19 protein-coding genes are annotated in these 22,270 nt (G+C 65.5%); 16 read left to right on the top strand and 3 right to left on the bottom strand.

Features of this window, described 5'->3' with window-relative positions; all coding sequences use genetic code 11:
- The first annotated feature begins 6 nt into the window (after positions 1-6).
- From LO55_RS00940 to LO55_RS00890, 11 genes are all read left to right on the top strand, one after another.
- Positions 7-1,359 (top strand): MFS transporter, encoded by a 1,353-nt coding sequence (locus LO55_RS00940; protein ID WP_083415075.1) that lies wholly within the window; start codon positions 7-9, stop codon positions 1,357-1,359.
- Between the two features lie 20 nt (positions 1,360-1,379).
- The gene (locus LO55_RS00935) at positions 1,380-2,330 is read left to right on the top strand and encodes a glycoside hydrolase family 43 protein (RefSeq protein ID WP_071360086.1); all 951 of its coding nucleotides are present in this window, start codon (positions 1,380-1,382) and stop codon (positions 2,328-2,330) included.
- A 23-nt stretch (positions 2,331-2,353) separates the two neighbouring features.
- The gene (locus LO55_RS00930) at positions 2,354-3,409 is read left to right on the top strand and encodes an aldose epimerase family protein (protein WP_229410009.1); all 1,056 of its coding nucleotides are present in this window, start codon (positions 2,354-2,356) and stop codon (positions 3,407-3,409) included.
- Positions 3,406-4,287, top strand: a complete 882-nt coding sequence (locus LO55_RS00925) for an SMP-30/gluconolactonase/LRE family protein (protein WP_071360084.1) — start codon at positions 3,406-3,408, stop codon at positions 4,285-4,287. Before LO55_RS00930 ends, LO55_RS00925 begins: the two co-directional genes overlap by 4 nt.
- Before the next feature lie 189 nt (positions 4,288-4,476).
- Positions 4,477-6,219, top strand: coding sequence for an IlvD/Edd family dehydratase (locus LO55_RS00920; RefSeq protein WP_071360083.1), 1,743 nt, complete (start codon positions 4,477-4,479; stop codon positions 6,217-6,219).
- 36 nt (positions 6,220-6,255) lie between these two features.
- Positions 6,256-7,248 (top strand): AraD1 family protein, encoded by a 993-nt coding sequence (araD1, locus tag LO55_RS00915; protein WP_071360082.1) that lies wholly within the window; start codon positions 6,256-6,258, stop codon positions 7,246-7,248.
- 67 nt (positions 7,249-7,315) lie between these two features.
- Complete coding sequence (locus LO55_RS00910) at positions 7,316-8,083, top strand: SDR family NAD(P)-dependent oxidoreductase (protein ID WP_071360081.1); 768 nt, start codon at positions 7,316-7,318, stop codon at positions 8,081-8,083.
- A gap of 98 nt (positions 8,084-8,181) precedes the next feature.
- Positions 8,182-10,092, top strand: coding sequence for a glycoside hydrolase family 97 protein (locus tag LO55_RS00905; RefSeq protein ID WP_071360080.1), 1,911 nt, complete (start codon positions 8,182-8,184; stop codon positions 10,090-10,092).
- 25 nt (positions 10,093-10,117) lie between these two features.
- Positions 10,118-11,665, top strand: a complete 1,548-nt coding sequence (locus LO55_RS00900; RefSeq protein ID WP_071360079.1) for an alpha-N-arabinofuranosidase — start codon at positions 10,118-10,120, stop codon at positions 11,663-11,665.
- Positions 11,666-11,699: 34 nt separating this feature from the next.
- Positions 11,700-12,698 carry an arabinan endo-1,5-alpha-L-arabinosidase gene (locus LO55_RS00895; protein ID WP_071360078.1) on the top strand — a complete coding sequence of 333 codons (999 nt, stop codon included), beginning with the start codon at positions 11,700-11,702 and terminating at the stop codon, positions 12,696-12,698.
- Positions 12,695-15,040 (top strand): glycoside hydrolase family 127 protein, encoded by a 2,346-nt coding sequence (locus LO55_RS00890; RefSeq protein ID WP_071360077.1) that lies wholly within the window; start codon positions 12,695-12,697, stop codon positions 15,038-15,040. The genes LO55_RS00895 and LO55_RS00890 overlap by 4 nt, the downstream gene beginning before the upstream one ends.
- A 7-nt stretch (positions 15,041-15,047) precedes the next feature.
- Here the strand turns inward: LO55_RS00890 and LO55_RS00885 are convergent, their stop codons facing one another.
- Genes LO55_RS00885 through LO55_RS26610 form a run of 3 tightly spaced genes read right to left on the bottom strand, consistent with a single transcriptional unit; the run spans position 15,048 to position 16,532 of the window.
- Positions 15,048-15,752 carry an anti-sigma factor gene (locus LO55_RS00885; protein WP_071360076.1) on the bottom strand — a complete coding sequence of 235 codons (705 nt, stop codon included), beginning with the start codon at positions 15,750-15,752 and terminating at the stop codon, positions 15,048-15,050.
- Positions 15,749-16,336: a sigma-70 family RNA polymerase sigma factor gene (locus LO55_RS00880; RefSeq protein ID WP_071360075.1), complete on the bottom strand. Its 588-nt coding sequence runs from the start codon at positions 16,334-16,336 to the stop codon at positions 15,749-15,751. The genes LO55_RS00885 and LO55_RS00880 overlap by 4 nt, the downstream gene beginning before the upstream one ends.
- A 52-nt stretch (positions 16,337-16,388) precedes the next feature.
- Positions 16,389-16,532: a hypothetical protein gene (locus tag LO55_RS26610; protein ID WP_177185489.1), complete on the bottom strand. Its 144-nt coding sequence runs from the start codon at positions 16,530-16,532 to the stop codon at positions 16,389-16,391.
- Between the two features lie 44 nt (positions 16,533-16,576).
- Here LO55_RS26610 and LO55_RS00875 point away from each other — a divergent pair, with 44 nt between their 5' ends.
- The 5 genes from LO55_RS00875 (at position 16,577) to yjfF (ending at position 22,257) form a co-directional block, all read left to right on the top strand.
- Positions 16,577-17,554 (top strand): ferritin-like domain-containing protein, encoded by a 978-nt coding sequence (locus LO55_RS00875; protein WP_071360074.1) that lies wholly within the window; start codon positions 16,577-16,579, stop codon positions 17,552-17,554.
- A gap of 144 nt (positions 17,555-17,698) precedes the next feature.
- Positions 17,699-18,658, top strand: coding sequence for an ABC transporter substrate-binding protein (locus LO55_RS00870; protein WP_071363646.1), 960 nt, complete (start codon positions 17,699-17,701; stop codon positions 18,656-18,658).
- 7 nt (positions 18,659-18,665) lie between these two features.
- Entirely contained in the window at positions 18,666-20,189 is a 1,524-nt protein-coding gene (locus tag LO55_RS00865) for a sugar ABC transporter ATP-binding protein (RefSeq protein ID WP_071360073.1), read from the top strand.
- On the top strand, positions 20,186-21,280 hold the full coding sequence (locus LO55_RS00860) for an ABC transporter permease (RefSeq protein ID WP_071360072.1): 1,095 nt from the start codon (positions 20,186-20,188) through the stop codon (positions 21,278-21,280). Before LO55_RS00865 ends, LO55_RS00860 begins: the two co-directional genes overlap by 4 nt.
- Complete coding sequence (gene yjfF / locus LO55_RS00855; RefSeq protein WP_071363645.1) at positions 21,277-22,257, top strand: galactofuranose ABC transporter, permease protein YjfF; 981 nt, start codon at positions 21,277-21,279, stop codon at positions 22,255-22,257. Before LO55_RS00860 ends, yjfF begins: the two co-directional genes overlap by 4 nt.
- Positions 22,258-22,270: the final 13 nt, after the last annotated feature.

The raw sequence follows: 22,270 nt of genomic DNA, 5'->3' as shown, positions 1-22,270 counted from the left end.
TGAGTCGTGCACACGCAAAAGCTCTCGACCCTCGAAAAAGTCGGCTTCGGCGCCGGCGACATGGCGCTCAATGTGGTGATCTCGTCGATGATGTTGATCATCACCTTCTTCTACACCGACATCTACGGCCTGCGCACGGCCGACCTGGCGGCGCTGTTCGTCGCGGTCAAGGTGGTGGGGGCGCTGGCCGACCTGGCGATGGGGCAGGTCAACGATGCGGTGCTGACGCGCTGGGGGCGCTACCGCCCCTGGCTGCTGCTGCTCGCGCTGCCCTATGGCCTGTCGGTGTTCCTGGTGTTCAGTACGCCCGACTGGGGCTATGACGCCAAGCTGGTCTGGGCCTACGCCAGCTACATCCTGATGACCCTGATGACGGCCGGCGTGGGCATTCCCTATATCTCGCTGATCAGCGGCCTGACGTCCGACCCGCAGCAGCGCCTGTCGGCCAACGGCTACCGCCTGTTCTTCGCCAAGGTCGGCGCCTTCATGGTGACCATCGTGGTGCCGATCCTGGCCGATGCCTGGGGCGGCGCGAATCCGGCGGCCGGCTACCAGGCCGCGATGGCGCTGATGGCGGCGGTGGGCGTCCTGCTCTTTGCATTCTGCTTCTTCACCACCACCGAGCGCGTGGTGCACAGGGTCGAGAAGCAGCCGCTGATGGAACAGGTGCGGGTGCTGCTCAAGAACGACCAGTGGCTGATCCTGTGCGCCGTGTGCGTGACCGGCACCATCGGCTACGTGATCCGCGGCTCGGTGGCGATCTACTACGCCAAATACTATTTGCACGGCGACACCGCCACCGTGTCGGCGTTTCTCTCGACCGGTGTGGCGGCGGCGATCCTGGCCATGGTGGTGTCCACCTGGACCACCAAGTTCTATTGCAAGGTCAAGCTGTTCCGCAATTCGCAGATCATGGTCGCGGTGCTCAGCCTGATGCTCTACTTCATGGTGCAGCCGGGCGACATGGCGCTGGCCTTCGCGCTGTACTTCCTGCTGTCGCTGGTGGTCGACCTGCATGCGCCGGTGTTCTGGTCGGCGATCGCCGAAACGATCGACTATGGCCAGGTCAAGACCGGCAAGCGCGTCTCGGGCTTCGCCTTCGGCGGCATCTCGGTGTGCCAGAAGGCCGGCATGGCCATCGCCGGCGGCATGGTCGGCGTGCTGCTCGACGTCTTCCAGTACCAGCCGAACCAGGCGCAATCGGCGCTGGCGCTGCAGGGCATCGCGCTGATGCTGTCGGTGATCCCGGGGTTCTTTCACTTCCTGATGGGACTCCTGATGTTCAAGTACCGGATCAGCGACGACTATTACAGCAGCGTCAAGGAAGACATGCGCGCGCAGGGCTACGCGACCACCTGAACCACGAAACGAGACACGAGATGCAAGAAACGATCCTGAGACCCCTGATCGAGCAACGCGCCGATCCCTATATCTACAAGCACAGCGACGGGTACTATTACTTTACGGCCTCGGTCCCGCTGTACGACCGCATCGAACTGCGCCGCGCCACCACGATCGACGGCCTGGCGAGCGTGCCGACGGTCGACGCCTGGATCAAGCCCGACACCGGCCCGTATTCCGAACTGGTGTGGGCGCCCGAGCTGCACTTCAACCAGGGCGCCTGGTACGTCTACTTCGCCGCCGCCCCCAGCCGCGAGATCAAGCACCAGCTGTTCCAGCACCGCATGTACGCGATCCGCAACACGAATGCCAATCCGCTGGAAGGCGAATGGGAGTTCATGGGCCAAGTCGACACCGGCATCGACAGCTTCTGCCTGGACGCCACCACCTTCACCCACAAGGGCCGGCTGTACTACCTGTGGGCGCAGAAGGACTACGGGATCGAGGGCAATTCGAACCTCTACATTGCGCCGATGAAGACGCCGTGGCAGATCGACGGTAAGCCGGTCCTGCTCAGCAAGCCGGAACACGACTGGGAGACCATCGGATTCCGCGTCAACGAGGGGCCGTCGGTGCTACGCCGCAACGGCAGGATCTTCATCAGCTACTCGGCCAGCGCAACCGACCACAATTACGCGATGGGCCTGCTGTGGGCCGACGAGGATGCCGACCTGCTCGACCCGGCAGCGTGGACCAAGTCGGCGCAGCCCGTTTTATGTACGTGCTACGATCACGGCGTCTATGGCCCGGGCCACAACAGCTTCACCTATGCCGAAGACGACGACACCGTCATGCTGGTCTACCACGCGCGCACCCATACCGAGATCGTCGGCGATCCGCTCTGGAATCCGGACCGTCACACCTTCGTGAAACCGCTGCGCTGGGACGAACAGGGCATGCCGCTGTTCGGGCGTCCTTCCACTTACTGATGACATCTGGAGATCGATACAACGTGCAAACCGGTATCACGCAAGCGCCATTCGGCCAGCTGCCCGACGGCAGGGCCATCACCCAGTTCACGCTGACCAATGCCGGGGGCATGGTGGCGAAGATCATCGACTATGGCGGCATCATCACCGAGCTGCACGCGCCTGACCGTGACGGCAACTTCGCCGACGTGGTGCTGGGTTTCGACACGCTCGAACCGTATCGAACAGACAGCCCATATTTCGGCGCACTGATCGGCCGCTACGGCAACCGCATCCGGCACGGACGCTTCACGCTCGACGGCCAGGAAGTCCAGCTGCCGGTCAATAACGGCAGCAACCACCTGCATGGCGGGCCGGATGGCTTCGACCGCGTCAAGTGGGAGGCCACGATCGACGGCGCCAGCCTGCGCCTGCAGTACCGCAGCGTCGATGGCGAGATGGGCTATCCCGGCAACCTCGATGCGACGGTCACCTACACGCTGCTGGATACGAACGAGCTGGTGGTGTCCTTCCACGCCGTCACCGACAAGGCGACGCCGGTCAACCTGACCCAGCACAGCTACTTCAACCTGGCCGGCGATGGCGACATCCTCGGCCACGTATTGAGCATCGAGGCCGACGCTTTCGTGGCCATCGACGCCGAATCGATCCCGACCGGAGAACTGACGCCGGTAACGGGTACGCCGTTCGACTTCCGCATGCCGCGCCCGATCGGCGAACGCATCGGCCAGCCGGACAAGCAGCTGCGCCATGGCGGCGGATACGACCACAACTTCGTGCTCAACAAGCCGCAGGGCAAGGCATTGAGCCGCGCCGCGCGCGTGGTCGATCCGGGTTCGGGGCGCGTGCTGGAATTGTGGACCGAGGAGCCGGGCGTGCAGTTCTACAGCGGGAACTTCCTCGACGGTTCACTGGCGGGCAAGGGCAGGACCTACCAGCACCGCAGCGGCTTCTGCCTGGAGCCGCAGCACTTCCCGGATTCGCCGAACCAGCCGCCATTCCCGAACGTGATCCTGCGTCCGGGCCAGGTGTACCAGACCGAGTCGCGCTTCCGTTTCCTGGTGGAGCCGGGCGCATGATGGAAGTGCTGCTCGACGCCGGGCACGAGCTCGGCGAATGCGTGCTGTGGTGCGAGCGCACGGGCCGGCTGCTGTGGACCGACATCCCGGCCGCCACCCTGTGGTCGCATTCGCCGTCCAGCGGGCGCACCGTCTCCTGGCGCATGCCCGAGCGCCTGTGCAGCTTCGCGCTCACCGGCAGCGACGATCGCCTGCTGCTGGGGCTTGCCTCCCGCCTGGCCTTCTTCACTTTCTCGACCGGCAAGGTCACGCGCATCGTCGACGTCGAAGCGGACAATCCATCGACGCGCCTGAACGATGGGCGTTGCGACCGCCAGGGACGCTTCGTGTTCGGCATGTTCAACCAGGACGAGAACCCGAAACGCGCGGTGGGCGGCTTCTATCGCCTGAACCTCGACCTGTCGCTGGAATCGCTGCCGCTGCCGAAGGCGGCGATCGCCAACAGCATCTGCTTCAGCCCCGACGGCCGGCGCATGTATTTCGCCGACTCGCAAGAGAAGGCCATCCTGTACGCCGACTACAACCCCTGCAGCGCGGAGGTCGGGCGGGTGCACACCTTCGTCGCGGCCGATGCCGCGCCGGGCGAGCCGGACGGCTCCACGGTCGATGCCGAGGGCTTCCTGTGGAGCACGCGCTGGGGCGCGGGGCAGGTGCTGCGCTTCGCACCAAGCGGCAAGCTGGATCGGGTGATCCCGCTCGCCGCGCCGCAGCCGAGCTGCCCGGCGTTCGGCGGGCCAGGTCTATCGACCTTGTTCGTCACCAGCGCCCATGTGGGCATGACGGCGCGCGACCGGGATGCGGCGCCGCTGTCGGGCGCGGTGTTCCAGCTGCCCCTGGACGTGCGCGGCCTGCCTGAAGCACGCTTCCTGCACCGCTGACTTTCGATCCGGGCGGCCAGCGCCGCCCCATCTCCTGCTAATCCACGTGCTGATCGATACTGAAAACGGTATCGACGTCGCCAAAAATGTGATTGGAAAGTTATCTGGCTGGTCTTTACCATTGCTCTCATCAGGAGACATGGGCCAGGCTCGACGCCTCGCTCGGCCAAGAATAAACAGGAGATTTGCATGTCCGGGGAAAAGAAAAAGACGCCGCTACGCTCGGCGGCGTGGTTCGGGACGCAAGACAAGAACGGTTTCATGTACCGCAGCTGGATGAAGAATCAGGGCATTCCCGACCACGAATTCCAGGGCAAACCCATCATCGGCATCTGCAATACCTGGTCCGAACTCACTCCCTGCAACGCCCATTTCCGCAAGCTGGCCGAACACGTCAAGCGCGGCATCCTGGAAGCCGGCGGCTTCCCGGTCGAATTCCCCGTGTTCTCGAACGGCGAATCGAACCTGCGGCCAACCGCCATGCTGACCCGTAACCTGGCGTCGATGGACGTCGAGGAGTCGATCCGCGGCAATCCGATGGACGCCGTGGTGCTGCTGGTCGGCTGCGACAAGACCACGCCGGCCCTGCTGATGGGCGCGGCCAGCGTCGACCTGCCGACCATCGTCGTCACCGGCGGCCCGATGCTCAACGGTAAACTGAACGGCAAGGACATCGGTTCCGGCACCGCCGTCTGGCAGCTGCACGAGCAGGCCAAGGCCGGCGCCATCACGATGCACGAATTCCTGTCGGCCGAAGCGGGGCACTCGCGTTCGGCCGGCACCTGCAACACCATGGGCACGGCGTCCACGATGGCCTGCATGGCCGAGGCGCTGGGCACCTCGCTGCCGCACAACGCGGCGATCCCCGCCGTGGATGCGCGGCGCTACGTGCTGGCCCATATGTCGGGCATCCGCATCGTCGAGATGGTGCACGAAGACCTGCGCATCTCGAAGATCCTCAAGCGCGAGAATTTCGAGAACGCGATCCGCGTGAACGCGGCGATTGGCGGCTCGACCAACGCCGTGATCCACCTGAAGGCGATCGCCGGCCGCGTCGGCGTGCCGCTCGAACTCGAGGACTGGACCCGCATCGGCAAGGGCACCCCGACCGTGGTCGACCTGCTGCCGTCGGGCCGCTACCTGATGGAAGAGTTCTATTACGCCGGCGGCCTGCCGGCGGTGATCCGGCGCCTGGGCGAGGGCGGCCTGATTCCGCACCGGGACGCATTGACCGTCAACGGCAAGTCGCTGTGGGAGAACTGCGTCGACGCGCCGATCTACAACGACGAGGTGGTGCGCCAGCTGGACAATCCGCTGATCGCCGACGGCGGCATCTGCATCTTGCGCGGCAACCTGGCGCCGCGCGGCGCGGTGCTGAAGCCGTCGGCGGCGTCGCCCCACCTGATGCGGCACCGCGGCCGCGCGGTGGTGTTCGAGGATTTCGACCACTACAAGGAGCGCATCCTCGATCCCGACCTGGACGTGGACGAGAACTGCGTGCTGCTGATGAAGAACTGCGGGCCGAAGGGCTATCCGGGCATGGCCGAAGTGGGCAATATGGGCCTGCCGCCCAAGCTGCTGGCCAAGGGCATCACCGATATGGTGCGCATCTCGGACGCGCGCATGAGCGGCACCGCCTACGGCACCGTGGTGCTGCACGTGGCGCCGGAAGCGATGGCCGGCGGCCCGCTGGGCATCGTGCAGGACGGCGACATGATCCAGCTCGATTGCCATGCCGGCCTGCTCAATGTGGAACTGAGCGATGAACAGATCCGCGCGCGGCTGGCGGATCGGGCCGAGAAAGCCGCGCCCGTGCAGCATAGCGGTTACCAGCGGCTGTACCTGGACCACGTGATGCAGGCCGATGAGGGATGCGACTTTGACTTTCTCGTCGGGTGTCGCGGGTCGGCGGTGCCGAAGCATTCCCACTGAGCCGATGGGAACCATACAACATAGGAGACCCGAACCATGCTGCTCGTCCAATTTCTGACCGAATCGAATGAACGCCGCGTCGGCATCCTGAACGACGCCACCATCCGCATCATCGACGGCTATGCCACCACCCTGGAACTGGCGCGCGCCGCGATCGCGCAGGGCCAGGGCCTGGCCGCACTCGCCGACGCGGCGGCCGGCGGCAGTTACGTCGACTACGACGACCTGGCCAGGGCCGGCCGTATCCTACCGCCGGTCGACCATCCCGACCCCGCCCACTGCTACGTCACCGGCACCGGCCTGACCCACCTGGGCAGCGCCGACACGCGCGACAGCATGCACAAGAAGATCGGCGGCGACATCGAGGCCCTGAGCGACAGCATGAAGATGTTCCGCCTGGGCGTGGAAGGCGGCAAGCCGGCGCCCGGCACGCCCGGCGTGCAGCCGGAATGGTTCTACAAGGGCGACGGCTCGATCCTGCGTGGCAGCGGCCAGGCCCTCGACATGCCGGCGTTCTCGCTCGACGGCGGCGAGGAGCCGGAAATCGCCGGCCTGTACCTGATCGGCGACGACGGCCAGCCCTGGCGCTTGGGCTATGCGATCGGCAACGAGTTCTCGGACCACGTCACCGAACGCCAGAACTATCTCTACCTGGCGCATTCCAAGTTGCGCAACTGCGGCGTCGGTCCCGCGCTGCTGGTCGGCGAGCTGCCGGCCCACGTGGCCGGAACGTCGCGCGTCATCGGCATCGACGGCCAGGTGCGCTGGGAGAAGACCTTCGTCAGCGGCGAAGACAATATGTCGCACACGCTGGAAAACCTCGAGTACCACCACTTCAAGTATGGTCTGTTCAAGCGTGCCGGCGACGTGCACGTCCACTTCTTCGGCACCGCGACGCTTAGTTTCGCCGATGGCGTCCAGGTCAAGGCAGGGGAAACCTTCGAGATTGAGGCGCCGGCCTTCGGTCCGGCCCTGCGCAACCGCCTTGCCGTACACGATGCCCCGTATGTGAAGGTCAAGCGCTTATGATGCCGAAGGTTGAGCTGTAAACAGGCCCGCAGAGGCCTCGGCAAGATAATAAGAGATGGAGACAAGCATGGAACAGATGGGGAACTACCCCAGCCTGCGGGACAAGCGGGTATTCGTGACGGGAGGCGGCAGCGGCATCGGCGAAGCGATCGTGCAGGCTTTCGTGAAGCAGGGCGCGACCGTCGCCTTCGTCGACATCGCGCAGCAGGCCAGCGAGGCGCTGTGCGCGCGGCTGGCGGATGCGGGGCCGCATGCCCCGGTCTACCGTTACTGCGACATCACCGACATCCCGGCGCTGCAGCGCACGATGGCGGAACTGGCCGCGCAGCTGGGCGACTTCGACGTGCTGGTCAACAATGCGGCGAACGACCAGCGCCACGACATCCAGGACGTCTCGCTCGACTACTGGAACGAGCGCATCGCCATCAACCAGCGCCCCATGTTCTTCACCTGCCAGGCGGTCCTGCCGGGGATGAAGAAGAAGGGCGGCGGCTCCATCATCAATTTCAGCTCGATGTCGTGGCATGCCAAGGGCGCCGGGTATCCGGTGTACGCCACCACCAAGGCGGCCGTGATCGGGCTCACGCGCAGCCTGGCGCGCGACCTGGGGCCGTTCGGCGTGCGGGTCAACACGGTCACGCCGGGCTGGGTCATGACCCAGCGCCAGGTCGAGCTATGGGTAGACGCCGCGGCGGAAGTGGAGATCAAGAAGGCGCAGTGCCTGCCGGGCAAGCTGATGCCCGACGACGTCGCGCGCATGGTGCTGTTCCTCGGCGCCGACGACAGCAGGATGTGCACGGCGCAGGATTTCGTCGTGGATGCCGGCTGGACCTGATCGATCCGCACGGCCGCACGATTCCCTTCACGCCCCAGTCGTCCACCCCTCACCATCGTTGCCGCGCGCATCGCGACGATGGATCATTGGAGTCCGCCATGACCGCATTCCGCTTCACCGCATTGCTCGTCGTTGGAACACTCTGCGCGCATGCGCACGCCGCGCCTCTCAGCAGCCCAGACCGCCACATCGCGGTCGACGTCGGCGTCTCGGCGGACGGCGCGCTGACCTACTCCGTCGCCCGCGACGGCAAGCCCGTCATCCTGCGCTCAGGCCTCGGCCTGGCGGTGCAGGGCGCCGACCTGACCACGGGCTTGAGGCTGGCCGCCAGCTCGCCGGTCAAGCCGATCGAAGACCGCTACGAACTGGCCACCGCCAAGAAGCGCCACATCACTTACCGCGCCAACGAGCAGACCCATACCGTGCGCAACGCGCAAGGCCAGACGATGGACGTGACCTTCCGCGTCTCGAACGACGGCGTCGCCTTCCGTTACCGGATCGCCGGCAAGAACCTGAAATTCGTCCGCGAAACTTCGGCCTTCGCCTTCGATCAATCCACGAAAGCCTGGCTGCAGCCGATGTCGGTCGCCCAGACCGGCTGGTCGAACACGAATCCCTCCTACGAAGAGCACTACCAGCGCGAGATCCCGGTCGGCACGCCGTCGACCCTGGGCGCCGGCTGGGTGTTCCCGGCGCTGTTCCGTACCGGCGAGACCTGGGTCGCGCTCACGGAGGCGAACCTGGACGGCAGCTTCCATGCCTCGCGCCTGCACACCGACTCGCGCGGCGGCGTCTACCGTCTCGACGTCCCGGCCGCGCCCGAGGTGTTCACGGACGGCGCGCTGCTGGCCGAGTCAAAGGGCGATCTGGTCACGCCGTGGCGCATCATCGCACTGGGCAGCCTGCGCACGCTGGTGGAATCGACGCTCGGCACCGATCTCGCGGCGCCTGCGATCGCCTTCGACAAGGCGAAGGTCCAGCCCGGCCACGCATCCTGGAGCTGGGCACTGCTCAAGGACGACGGCACCTATCTCGATATCCAGAAGCGCTTCGTCGACTACGCCGCCGACATGGGATGGGATTACACGCTGGTCGATGCCGACTGGGACCGCAAGATCGGGCTCGAACGCATGCGCGAGCTGGTGGACTACGCAGGCGCCAGGAAGATCGGCATCCTGGCCTGGTACAACTCGTCCGGCGCCTGGAACAAGACGCCGTACAGCCCGAAGGGCGCGCTGCTCACCCGCGCGTCGCGCGTGCGCGAGTTCGCACGCCTGCGCGATATGGGCGTCAAGGGCGTCAAGATCGATTTCTTCGCCGGCGACGGCAAGTCGATGATCGCCTATAACGTCGACCTGCTCCAGGACGCGGCCGATGCCGGCCTCTTGGTGAACTTCCACGGCGCCACCTTGCCGCGCGGCTGGTCGCGCACCTACCCGAACCTGATGACGGTGGAGGCGGTGAAGGGCTTCGAGTTCACCACCTTCGACCAGAAGGACCAGGATGCGATGCCGCCGCACGCCGCCATGCTGCCGTTCAGCCGCAACCTGTTCGACCCGATGGACTACACGCCGCTGGTGTTCGGCGACATCCCGAAGATCAAGCGCGTCACGCGCAACGGCTTCGAGCTGGCCGAGGCGGTGCTGTTCCTGTCCGGGATCCAGCACTTCGCTGAGCGGCCCGAAGGCATGGACGGCGTTCCCGACTACGTGAAACAGCTGCTGCGCGACCTGCCGCGCAGCTGGGACGACGTGCGCTTCATCGATGGCTACCCGGGCCGCCACGCTGTCATCGCGAGAAAGAGCGGCGACAGCTGGTATGTGGCCGGATTCAATGCCGACAATGAAGCGCGCAGCGTCGACCTCGACCTCTCGTTCATCGAGGGACGCAGCGGAACGCTGGTCGCCGACGGCGACGGCGAGCGGTCATTCAGCCAGGCCACGATCAGGGCCGGCAAGACCAGCATCCGCATCAAACCGCGCGGCGGCTTCGTCGCGGTATTCAAATAAGACTGACTAAAACCAGGAGACATCAGTGAAAGCACTCAAGCCCCTCATCCTCGCATGCAGCCTTGCCGCCTTGCCGGTTCTGACATTTGCCCAGGTGAGCGTGTCGGTCGACACCACCAAGCCGGGCCCGGTCATCAACAAGAACGTGTACGGCCAGTTCGCCGAGCACCTCGGCACCGGCATCTATGAGGGGCTGTGGGTGGGGCCGGATTCCAGGATTCCGAACACCCGTGGCTGGCGCAACGACGTGGTGGGGGCGCTGAAGGAACTGAAGGTGCCGCTGGTGCGCTGGCCGGGCGGCTGCTTCGCCGACGAGTACCACTGGCGCGACGGCATCGGCGCGCGCAACAAGCGTCCAGTCAAGGTCAACACCCACTGGGGCGGCGTGGCCGAGGACAACGCGGTCGGCACCCATGAGTTCTTCGACCTGGTCGAGCTGCTGGGCACCGAGGCCTACGTCAACGGCAATCTCGGTTCCGGCACCCCGCAAGAGATGGCCGAGTGGCTCGAGTACATGACCTCGGATACCAAGTCGTCGCTGGCCGAGCTGCGGCGCAAGAACGGCCGCAAGGAGCCTTACAAGGTCGCCTATTTCGGCATCGGCAACGAGGCCTGGGGCTGCGGCGGCAACATGAAGCCGGAATACTACGCCCACCTGTACAACCACTACGCCACCTTCCTGAAGACGCCGCCGGGCGCGCGGCCGAAGATCGTGGCCAGCGGCGGCAACGACAACGACACCAAATGGACCGACGTGTTGAGCCGGGAAGCCGCGCGCGGCACCGACGGCATCAGCTACCACTACTACACCTTGCCGACCGGCGTCTGGGAGAAGAAGGGCGCCGCGACGGGTTTCCCGGAATCCGAATGGTTCTCGACCATCCAGCAGACCCTGCGCATCGACCAGCAGATCAAACAGAACATCGCCGTCCTCGACAAGAACGATCCGCAGAAGAAGATCGGCTTCTATGTCGACGAGTGGGGCACCTGGTACGACGTGGAGCCGGGCACCAATCCGGGCTTCCTGTTCCAGCGCAACACGATCCGCGATGCGGTGGTGGCGGCGCTCAACTTCAACATCTTCCATGAGTACGCCGAGCGGGTGCGCATGACGAATATCGCGCAGATGGTCAACGTGCTGCAGGCGATGATCATCACCGACAAGGACAAGATGCTGCTCACGCCGACCTACCACGCCTACAAGATGTACATCCCGTTCCAGGACGCGACCAAGCTGCCGGTGGCCGTCGACAACGACGTGGCCTATTCGAGCAATGGCAAGGCGGTGCCGGGCATCAGCGCGACCGCGGCGCGCGGCAAGGATGGCAAGGTCTATGTCGCCCTGGTCAACACGCATCCGACACGCGCCAGCGACGTGGCGCTGAACGTGGCCGGCCTGAACGTGGGCAGCGTCTCGGGCCAGGTGCTGACGGCCGAGAAGATGGACGCCCACAACACCTTCGAGCAGCCGCAGGCGGTCAAGCCGGCGCCGTTCAGCGCGAAGGCGGCCGACGGCAAGCTGACGATCAAGGTGCCGGCCAAGGCCGTGATGGTCTTCGCCGTCGAGGCGTGACGTGAAGGCCGCGCGCGCAATCGCGGCTGTAGCGATGGCGGTATTTTCTTCACTGGCCGCGCTGACCGGTGCGGCATACGCCGCCCAGGTTGGCGTGCACGATCCGGTCATGGCAAAACAGGGCGATCGTTACTACCTGTTCAGCACCGGCCCGGGCATCACCTTTTACAGCTCGGGCGACATGAAGACCTGGAAGCCGGAAGGACGCGTATTCCCGGAAGGCCCGGCGTGGGCGACCAAGGCGGCGCCGAGCTTCAACGGCCATGTCTGGGCGCCCGACATTTATCACCATGACGGCAAGTACTATCTGTACTACTCGGTGTCCGGCTTCGGCAAGAATACCTCGGCCATCGGCGTGACCGTCAACAGCACGCTGGACCCGCGTGCGCCTGGCTACAAATGGGAAGACCAGGGTCTGGTGGTGCAGTCGGTGCCGGGCCGCGACCTGTGGAATGCGATCGACTCGCACGTGATCGACGACGACAAGGGCACGCCGTGGATGTCGTTCGGCTCGTTCTGGGGCGGCCTCAAACTGGTGAAGCTCGACGCCAGCCGCACCCGCCTGGCCGAACCGCAAGTGTGGCATACGATCGCGCGCCGCGAGCGTCCGGCCTTCACGCCGGACGAAGAAGCCGCGCCGGCGCAGATCGAGGCCCCGTTCATCTTCCCGAAAAACGGCTGGTACTACCTGTTCGCGTCGTGGGACCTGTGCTGCAAGGGCAAGGAGAGCACCTACAAGGTGGTGGTGGGGCGGTCAAAGAGCGTCACCGGTCCCTACCTCGACCGCAACGGCGTCGACATGGCCAGGGGCGGCGGCTCGCTCGTGATCCAGGGCGACGGCGATTGGCAGGCGCTAGGCCACAACAGCGCCTATACCTTCGACGGCAAGGACTACATGGTGCTGCACGCCTACGAGACCTTTGATAAGTACCGGCAAAAGCTGAAGGTGCTGGAGATGACCTGGGACGGGGAAGGCTGGCCCGTGCTCGACCAGAAGGACCTGAACCGCTACCAGAGCGTGCTGCAACAATGAAAATCCAACTCGCCGCCTTGAGCCTGATGGTCGCCGGCGCCTGGGCGCAGGCGGCCGAGCTGTTTCCGCTGTCCGCCGTGCGCCTGGGCCCTGGTCCCTTCCTCGACGCCCAGACCACCAACCTGAACTACCTGATGGCGATGGAGCCCGACCGCCTGCTGGCGCCGTTCCTGCGCGAGGCCGGCTTGCAGCCGCGCCAGCCCAGCTACGGCAACTGGGAGTCGACCGGACTGGATGGCCATATGGGCGGCCACTACCTGTCGGCGCTGGCGCTCATGCATGCCTCGACCGGCGACCAGGAAGCCCTGCGCCGCCTGAACTATTTCGTGGCCGAGCTCAAACGCGCGCAGCAGGCCAACGGCGACGGCTATCTCGGCGGCATTCCCGGCGGACGCCAGGCCTGGCGCGACATCGCGGCCGGCAAGCTGGAAGCCGACAACTTCTCGGTCAACGGCAAGTGGGTGCCCTGGTATAACCTGCATAAAGTGTATGCAGGCCTGCGCGACGCCTACCGTTACGCCGGCAACGAGGATGCGAAGACCATGCTGGTGCTGCTGTCCGACTGGGCGCTGGCCTTGACCTCGAAGCTGTCCCCGGAGCAGATGCAGACCATGCTGCGCAGCGAGCATGGCGGCATGAACGAGGTGTTCGTCGACGTGGCCGAGATGACGGGCGAGCGCAAATACCTCGACCTGGCGCTGGCCTTCTCGCACCAGGCTGTGTTGCAGCCGCTGGCGCGAAGGCAAGACCAGTTGACCGGCCTGCACGCGAACACCCAGATCCCGAAGGTGATCGGCTTCAAGCGCATCGCCGACATGACGGGACGGCAGGACATGGGAGAAGCTGCGCGCTTCTTCTGGCAGACCGTGGTCGACAAGCGCACGGTGGCGATCGGCGGCAACAGCGTCAAGGAACACTTCCACGGCACCGACGATTTCGATCCCATGATGCACGAGGTCGAAGGCCCGGAGACCTGCAACACCTATAACATGCTGAAGCTGACCGGGATGCTGTTCCAGTCGGAGCAGAAGGGCGCATACGGCGACTACTACGAGCGGGCGCTGTACAACCACATCCTGTCCTCGCAGCGGCCGGAAGGCGGCTTCGTCTACTTCACGCCGATGCGGCCGAACCACTACCGCGTGTATTCGCAGGTGGACAAGGGCATGTGGTGCTGCGTCGGCTCGGGCATCGAGAGCCACGCCAAATACGGTGAGTTCATCTACGCGCACGACAGGGATACGCTATTCGTCAACCTGTTCGTCGCCTCGACCCTGGACTGGAAGAAGAAGGACGTCAGGATCGTCCAGGCCACGACGTTCCCGGATGCCGAGACCACGCGCCTGACGGTCGACGGCGAGGGCCGGTTCACGATGAGGATCCGCTACCCGGCATGGGTAGCACCTGGCCGGATGGAAGTGCGGGTCAACGGCGCAGAGGTGAAGATCGACGCCCGGTCGGGCGGCTATGCGTCGATCGAGCGCGCCTGGCGCAGGGGCGACCGGGTCGACGTGCGGCTGCCGATGACGACGCATCTCGAACAGATGCCGGGCAAGTCGAATTACTACGCCGTGCTGCATGGACCGGTCGTGCTGGCGGCGCGCACGCGTATGGTCGGCGACGACAAGCTGAATTACCTGGCCGACGACTCACGCATGGGCCATATCGCCTCGGGACCGAGCTGCCCTTTGGCGTCAGCGCCGATGTTCGTCAGCGATTCGACCGATTTCATCGCCCGCTTCAAGCCGGTGGCCGGCAAGCCGCTGACCTTCATGGCCCCGGGCCTGGTGCATGGCGCGGCTGGGCCGCGCACCGAATTCATTCCCTTCTTCCGCCTGCACGAATCGCGCTACACGATGTACTGGCAGCATGCGACGCCGGATGGCCTGAAGGCGCAGCAGGCCGCGAACGGGGCGCGCGAGGCGGACCGGATCGCGCTCAATGCCAGGACCATCGACCAGGTGGCGCCGGGAGAGCAGCAGCCGGAGTCGGATCACTTCTTCAAGGGGGAGGGCAGTGAGGCCGGGATCGACGATGGTCGGCACTGGCGGCATGCGACCGGGTGGTTCAGCTATGAGCTGAACGATCCGAAGGGAGAGGCCAGCGTGTTGCGGCTGGCGTTTTCCAGCGAGGATGCGGGGCGGCGGTTCGATGTGCTGCTCGATGGCCAGCTGTTGGCGAGCGTCACCCTGGCGGCGGATGCGCAAGAGCAGATCTACACCGTGGATTATCCGGTTCCCGCGGCGATGCGCCAGGCCGCCCAGGGCAAGCTGAGCGTGCGCTTCGTCGCCAGGCCGGGATCGGTGACCGGCCGGCTGTTTGGATTACGCTTGCTGCGCTAGGCAGCAGTTACAGCATCCGCACCCAGTTGCCCTTGTACAGGATCGGCCCGGTCGGCCCGTCCGGGTTCGGCGAGCCTCCGCGCGGTTCCAGCGACACGGCAAGCAGTGCCACGTCGTCGCCGATCGCCGCCCGGTTCAATTCGAGTTCGATCACGCCGCTGTCGGACAGCACGCCGAGCGAACGCGGATTGCCCTGCTTCGGCACGGCCCAGAGCTGCAGGCTGCGGTCGGCGGCAACTGGGGCCGGCTCGACCAGACGCACGGTCAATACCTGGCGCCGACTGTCGCCGGTCAGCAGCAGCGCGGTGCGGGCCTTGTCGTCCTGCAGCGTGGCGAGGTAGTCGACCCGTGAGCGGTCCAGCAGCGACGCACCGAGCACACCCACCAGAAGCAGCGCGCAGGCCGTCGAGGCCAGACCCAGCGTGCGCCAGAAGACCAGCGATTCGCTGCGCCAGAACTGCCATGCTGCGTGGCGGCGCCGCAATCCGAGCCGCCGTTCGATCGCCAGCCAGACCCGCTCGGGTGCGGGCTGCGGGGACGAGAACTCGGCCATCGGCGCCAGACGCTCTTCCCATTCGTGCACAAGGCGGCGCAAGGCCGCGTCGTCGCGCAGATGCGCCTCGAAGCGGCGCCGCGCGCCGCCCTTGAGCGTGCCCAGGACATACTCGGCGGCCAGTTTGTCGCACAGGGCGGGATGGTCGCGCAGCTTCATGGCCGGTCGCCTTTCGCCAGGCAGGCCTTGAGACGTTCCAGGCTGCGCCGGATCCAGGTCTTGACGGTGCCGATGGGGATGGCCATGTGTTGCGCTACCTCGCTGTGCGACAGGTCATGGAAGAATGCCAGCCCCACGACTTGCCGGTGCTCTCCCTCGAGCGTCGACATGCAGTAGGCCAGCGTCTTGGCGTCGCGGCTGATGAGCAGCGCATCGATCGGCGTCGCGCGCGGATCGTGCAGCGCGGCCATGATGCGCTCGTCGAACACCGGACCGTCGATAACGGCGTCGTGCGCATGCCTGCGCAGCAGATCGAGCGCCTTGTTGCGCACGATGGTCGTCATCCACGTCATGGGTGCGGCCAGCTGGGCCTGGTAACTGGCGGCGCCGTGCCAGATCGCGACGAAACCATCCTGCAGGGCTTCCTCCGCCAGTTCGCGTTTACCCAGTATACGCAGCGCGAAGCCAAACAGTTTTGGCGATGTGGCGTCGTAGAGCAGGCGAAACGCGGGCGCGTCGTGCCGCGCTGCCGCTTGCAGCCAGGCCCTCAGCTGTTCGGGATCGATCGGGTGGAAGTCTGGCACCGGGCACCTTGACGTTAGCGCGTGGGAAAGAAATCTGCTTGTTTCGACAATATCACGCGATATCGCCGAGCACGCGCACGCGAGCGGCCGCGCGCGTCGTCAAATAGTTGAAACCGAACGCGGCCGGCGCGAGTACAAGCTGCATGCGCTGTGTCGCCGGTTTCAGGTAACTTTCCCGGTTGAAACTTTCGAGCATGCGCTGGCCCGGTTTCTTGATGCTATTCCAACAGGAGAACTACCATGACAGATACGAATGTGACCTTGGCGCTACTCGAATCACGCAAGCAGAAGCTCGAAAAACGGCGTTCCTTCTTCAAGAACGTCGGCGGCATCAGCGTCGGCATGGTGGGCGGTACCTTCCTGAGCGCCTGCGGCGGCTCGGTCAAGGACGCCATCGCCCAGGCTGCGGCGCCGACCGACGTCGACATCCTCAATTTCGCGCTCAATCTCGAATACCTGGAAGCACAGTTCTATTCTTATGCGGCGCTGGGCGTCGGCCTTCCGGCCAATCTGCTGACCGGCGCCGGCACGCAAGGCGCTGTGACCGGCGGCCGCCAGGTGCAGTTCAAGGATCCACTGGTGGCCCAGTATGCGAAGGAAATCGCGCAAGACGAGATCGCTCACGTCGCCTTTCTGCGCGGCGCGCTCGGCGCTGCGGCGGTAGCCCAGCCGACGCTGGACATCGGCGGCACCGATCCGAACGGCGCGTTCTCGAGCGCGGCGCGCGCCGCCGGCCTGGTCGGCCCGGGCGTCGCTTTCGACCCGTATGCCAGCGACGAAAACTTCCTGCTCGGCGCCTTCATCTTCGAAGACGTCGGCGTGACCGCCTACAAGGGCGCTTCGCCGCTCATCCAGAACAAGACCTTCCTGGAGGCGGCGGCCGGCATCCTGGCGGCTGAGGCTTATCACGCGGGGCTGGTGCGCACGGTGCTGTACTCGAAAGGATTGAGCACGCCGTCGCTGCGCACCGCGGCCGGTGCGATCTCGGATGCGCGCGACAGCCTCGATGGGACGAGCGATGTGGACCAGGGCATCGTCCACGCGTCGGATGCGACCGTGTCGAACATCGTACCGCTGGACAAGGACGGCATCGCCTTCAGCCGCACGCCGGGCGATGTGCTCAATATCGTTTATCTGACCAGGGAGTCCGTTACCATGGGCGGGTTCTTCCCGCGCGGGGCGAATGGGGTGTTGAATATGAGCTCGGCATATTCCTGAGCGGCGATCGGAGGACCTGCCTGCCGGTGAAGGGGGCAGGTCACGAACGATATTCAAAAACATATCGCAACTCTCAAAAAATTGATTGGATCAGTATCTCGCTTTGGCCTAGGATTGCAGAACAACAATACCGGAGACAAAGTGATGAGACTCACCCGCAGGAACCTCCTGGGCGTGGCCGTGGCTACCGCAATCGCGCCAGCCACCGCCTTCGCCGCCAAGCCCCTCACCATCGGCTTCTCGCAAGTCGGCGCCGAAAGCGAATGGCGCACCGCCAACACCGCCTCCATCAAGGACGCCGCCAAAAAGGCCGGCATCAACCTCAAGTTCGCCGACGCCCAGCAACGCCAGGAAAACCAGGTGAAAGCGATCCGCTCCTTCATCGCCCAGCGCGTCGACGTCATCGCCTTCTCCCCGGTCGTGGAATCCGGCTGGGACACCGTGCTGCGCGAAGCCAAGCGCGCCAATATCCCCGTCATCCTGACCGACCGCGGCGTCAAGGTCAGCGACGAGTCGCTGTACGTCACCTTTCTCGGTTCCGACTTCGTGGAAGAGGGCCGCCGCGCCGCGCGCTGGCTGGTCGAGCACGCGAAGAAGAACCCGAACCGCGCCTATAACATCGTCGAGCTGCAGGGCACCGTGGGTTCGGCGCCGGCCATCGACCGCAAGGCCGGCTTCGCGGAAATCATGAAGACCGAGCCACGGCTGAAGATCATCCGCTCCCAGACCGGCGACTTCACCCGCGCCAAGGGCAAGGAGGTGATGGAAGCCTTCCTCAAGTCCGAGGGCAAGAACATCACCGTGCTGTACGCGCACAACGACGACATGGCGATCGGCGCCATCCAGGCGATCGAGGAAGCGGGCTTCAAGCCGGGCAAGGACATCCTGGTCGTGTCGATCGACGGCGTGCGCGGCGCGTTCGAGGCCATGTTGCAGGGCAAGCTGAACGTCACCGTCGAATGCAACCCGCTGCTCGGTCCGCAGCTGATGGAAGCGGCCAAGGCGGTCAAGGCCGGCAAGCCGGTGCCGAAGCGCATCGTGGTGCAAGAAGGCGTCTTCCCGGCCGAAGTCGCAGCCAAGGAATTCCCGAACCGTAAGTATTGAGGCGGCCATGCTCGCCTCGACCGCGGCGCTGCCGGTGCTCGACGTCACCGGCATCCACAAACAGTTCCCGGGCGTGAAAGCGCTGTCGGATGCGGGCCTGCGCCTGTATCCGGGCGAAGTCCATACCCTGATGGGCCAGAACGGGGCCGGCAAGTCCACCCTGATCAAGGTGCTGACGGGCGTCTACCAGCCGGAGCGCGGCAGTATCGTGCTCGGTGGCGAGCGCATCGAGCCGCGCTCGACCCAGCACGCCCAGGAACTCGGCATCAGCACGGTGTACCAGGAAGTGAACCTGTGCCCGAACCTGTCGGTCGCAGAGAACATCTTCATCGGCCGCTATCCGCGCCGCTTCGGCATGATCGACTGGCGCCGCATGCGCCGCGACGCCGCCGAGCTGCTGGCGCGTTTGCAGGTGAACGTCGACGTCAAGCAGCCGCTGGCCAGCTATCCGCTGGCGATCCAGCAGATGGTGGCCATTGCCCGTGCCCTGAACATCTCGGCCAAGGTGCTGATCCTCGACGAACCCACGTCCAGCCTCGACGAGGCCGAGGTGCAGTTGCTGTTCTCGGTGCTGAAAAACCTGCGCGCGCAGGGCATGGCGATCCTGTTCGTCACCCACTTCCTCGACCAGACCTATGCGATCTCGGACCGCATCACGGTAATGCGCAATGGCGAGCGCGAAGGCGAGTACCTGTGCAGCGAGCTGTCGCGCCTGGCGCTGGTGAACAAGATGATCGGCGTGGCCGCCGACACCAGGGAGCAGCCGCAGACCTGCATCGAAGAGGGCCACCAGGCCGGCCCGACCCTGCTGCGCACAAAAGAACTCGCACGCCGCGGCGTGCTGGCCCCGCTCGACCTGACCATCAAGCAGGGCGAACTGCTGGGCCTTGCCGGCCTGCTGGGTTCCGGCCGCACCGAGACCGCGCGCCTGCTGTTCGGCGCCGACAAGGCGGACGATGGCGCGATCGAGATCGGCGGCCGTTCGACCACCTTCGCCACCCCGCGCGACGCGATCCGCGAGGGCATCGGCTTCTGCTCCGAAGACCGCAAGCACGAGGGCGCGATCCTCGACCTGTCGGTGCGCGAAAACCTGATCCTGGCCCTGCAGGCGCGCCAGGGATTGCTGCGCGCGATCCCGCTGCGTCGCCAGCAGGCGCTGGCCGACTATTACGTCAAACAACTGGGGATCAAGACGGCGAGTATCGAGACGCCGATCGGCACGCTCTCGGGCGGCAACCAGCAAAAAGTGTTGCTGGCGCGCTGGCTGGCCACTGAGCCCAGGCTGATGATCCTCGACGAACCAACCCGCGGCATCGATGTGCGGGCAAAGCAGGAAATCATGGATTACGTCACCACGCTGTGCCGCAAGGGCATGGCCATCCTGTTCATCTCGTCCGAGCTGCCCGAGGTGCTGCGCGTCTCCGACCGCATCGTCGTCATGCGCGACCGCAAGGCCTGCGGCGAGTACCGCCGTGGCGAGCTGGACGAGAGCTCGGTGCTGCACGTGATTGCAGGGGAGGGCTGCCGATGATCGTCAAGGAACAAGCGTCCGTGGCGGCGGCCACGCCAGCTGCAAAGCCAGTACCGCCGGTGCGCGCCTCGCTGCTCGCCCGGGCGCTGGCGCACCACCTGTTCCGCCCCCTGGCCGCGCTGGCCGCGCTGCTGCTGATCGATTTTCTTCTCATCCCCGGTTTCTTCCGCCTGGAGATCAAGGACGGTCACCTGTACGGTTCCCTGGTCGACATCGTCAACCGCGCCGCACCGTTGATGCTGGCGGCGATCGGCATGACCTTGGTGATCGCCACGCGCGGCATCGACATCTCGGTCGGCGCCGTGGTGGCCTTGTCCGGCACCGTGGCATCGATGCTGATTGGCGGGACGATGGTGATCCAGGACGGCGTGCCGGTCTATGTGGCCGAGACGCCGATGCTGCTGGCGATGGCCGCCGCCCTCGGCGTCGCGCTGCTGTGCGGCCTGTGGAATGGTCTGCTCGTCGCCGGCCTGGGGCTGCAGCCCATCGTCGCGACCCTGATCCTGATGGTGGCGGGCCGCGGCCTGGCGCAGTTGCTGACCGACGGCCAGATCGTCACCGTCTACTATCAGCCGTTCTTCTTCCTCGGCAGCGGCTACCTCTTCGGCCTGCCGTTCGCGCTGTTCGTGGTGGCTGCGGTAGCCGGCATCACCGCGCTGCTGCTGCGCCATACCGCGCTCGGGCTGTTCATCCAGGCGGTCGGCATCAATCCGGTGGCCGCACGCCTGGCCGGCATCCGCACCGCGGCCCTGATCGTGTTCGTCTACGTGTTCGCCGCCGCCTGCGCCGGCATGGCGGGGCTAATGATCAGCTCCAACGTCAAGAGCGCGGACGCCAACAACGCCGGCCTGATGCTCGAACTCGACGCCATCCTGGCCGTGACCCTGGGCGGCACCTCGCTTGCCGGCGGCAAGTTCAGCCTGGCCGGCTCCATCATCGGTGCGCTGATCATCCAGACGCTCACCTACACCATCTATTCGCTGGGCGTGCCGCCCGAGGTCAATATGGTCGTCAAGTCGGTCGTCGTGTTCCTGGTCTGTATGTCGCAGTCGGACCAGTTCAAGCGCCTGTGGAAGCGGAGGGCGGCATGAACGCGGTCCTCGGCAATATGCGGCAGCTGACGAAAGCGCCGTCCTTCACCTCGCTGGTCACGGTGGTCCTGCTGGCCGCGATGCTGCTGATCGGCGGCGCCTTGTACGAAGGATTTCTGTCGCTGCAGGTGATGCTCAACCTCCTGATCGACAACGCCTTCCTGCTGTTGATCGCGATCGGCATGGGCTTCGTCATCCTCTCGGGCGGGATCGACCTGTCGGTCGGGGCCGTGCTGGCGCTGTCGACCATGATCGCGGCCTGGCTGCTGCAGGTGGCGCATTGGCCGCCGCTGGCGGTGGTCGCCACCGTGCTGGCGCTGGGCTTCCTGTTCGGCGGCGGCATGGGGGCCGTCATTCACTATTTCCGCCTGCAGCCCTTCATCGTCACCCTGGCCGGCATGTTCCTGGCGCGCGGCCTGTGCTACCTGATCAGCATCGAGTCGATCACGATCGAGGATCCGCTGTTCGTGGCGATGTCGCAGACGCAAATCCCGTTCTTCGGCGGCTTTCTTTCTCCCGGCGCCCTGATCGCGCTCGCCATGCTGGGCTTCGCCGTCTGGCTGGCCCACTACAGCGGCTTCGGGCGCGCCGTGTATGCGGTCGGCGGCAACGAGCAGTCGGCCGCGATGATGGGCCTGTCGGTCGGCCGCACCAAGATCCTGGTGTATGCCTTCAGCGGCTTCTGCGCCTCGCTGGCGGGCCTGCTGTTCGCCTTCTACATGCTGTCCGGCTACGGCCTGCATGCGCAGGGCACGGAACTCGATGCGATCGCCGCCGTCGTCATCGGCGGCACGCTGCTCACCGGCGGCTACGGCTACATCCTGGGCGCGCTGTCGGGCGTGCTGGTGCTGGGCACGATCCAGACCCTGATCGCCTTCGACGGCACGCTCAGCTCGTGGTGGACCAGGATCGTGATCGGCGGCCTGCTGTTCGTGTTCTGCGTGGTGCAGCGCGTGATGGCGTTCAAATCAAAATAAGAATCAAGGAGAC

The sequence above is a fragment of the Massilia timonae genome (assembly GCF_001866515.1).
GTDB lineage: Bacteria > Pseudomonadota > Gammaproteobacteria > Burkholderiales > Burkholderiaceae_D > Telluria > Telluria timonae.
This window is presented reverse-complemented; position numbering and strand designations above follow the sequence as displayed.

Coding starts and splice junctions, on each gene's coding strand:
- LO55_RS00935 (WP_071360086.1), top strand. CDS start 1,380: ATGCAAGAAACGATCCTGAGACCCCTGATCGAGCAACGCGCCGATCCC.
- LO55_RS00925 (WP_071360084.1), top strand. CDS start 3,406: ATGATGGAAGTGCTGCTCGACGCCGGGCACGAGCTCGGCGAATGCGTG.
- LO55_RS00920 (WP_071360083.1), top strand. CDS start 4,477: ATGTCCGGGGAAAAGAAAAAGACGCCGCTACGCTCGGCGGCGTGGTTC.
- araD1 (WP_071360082.1), top strand. CDS start 6,256: ATGCTGCTCGTCCAATTTCTGACCGAATCGAATGAACGCCGCGTCGGC.
- LO55_RS00910 (WP_071360081.1), top strand. CDS start 7,316: ATGGAACAGATGGGGAACTACCCCAGCCTGCGGGACAAGCGGGTATTC.
- LO55_RS00905 (WP_071360080.1), top strand. CDS start 8,182: ATGACCGCATTCCGCTTCACCGCATTGCTCGTCGTTGGAACACTCTGC.
- LO55_RS00895 (WP_071360078.1), top strand. CDS start 11,700: ATGGCGGTATTTTCTTCACTGGCCGCGCTGACCGGTGCGGCATACGCC.
- LO55_RS00890 (WP_071360077.1), top strand. CDS start 12,695: ATGAAAATCCAACTCGCCGCCTTGAGCCTGATGGTCGCCGGCGCCTGG.
- LO55_RS00885 (WP_071360076.1), bottom strand. CDS start 15,752: ATGAAGCTGCGCGACCATCCCGCCCTGTGCGACAAACTGGCCGCCGAG.
- LO55_RS26610 (WP_177185489.1), bottom strand. CDS start 16,532: ATGCTCGAAAGTTTCAACCGGGAAAGTTACCTGAAACCGGCGACACAG.
- LO55_RS00875 (WP_071360074.1), top strand. CDS start 16,577: ATGACAGATACGAATGTGACCTTGGCGCTACTCGAATCACGCAAGCAG.
- LO55_RS00870 (WP_071363646.1), top strand. CDS start 17,699: ATGAGACTCACCCGCAGGAACCTCCTGGGCGTGGCCGTGGCTACCGCA.
- LO55_RS00865 (WP_071360073.1), top strand. CDS start 18,666: ATGCTCGCCTCGACCGCGGCGCTGCCGGTGCTCGACGTCACCGGCATC.
- LO55_RS00860 (WP_071360072.1), top strand. CDS start 20,186: ATGATCGTCAAGGAACAAGCGTCCGTGGCGGCGGCCACGCCAGCTGCA.
- yjfF (WP_071363645.1), top strand. CDS start 21,277: ATGAACGCGGTCCTCGGCAATATGCGGCAGCTGACGAAAGCGCCGTCC.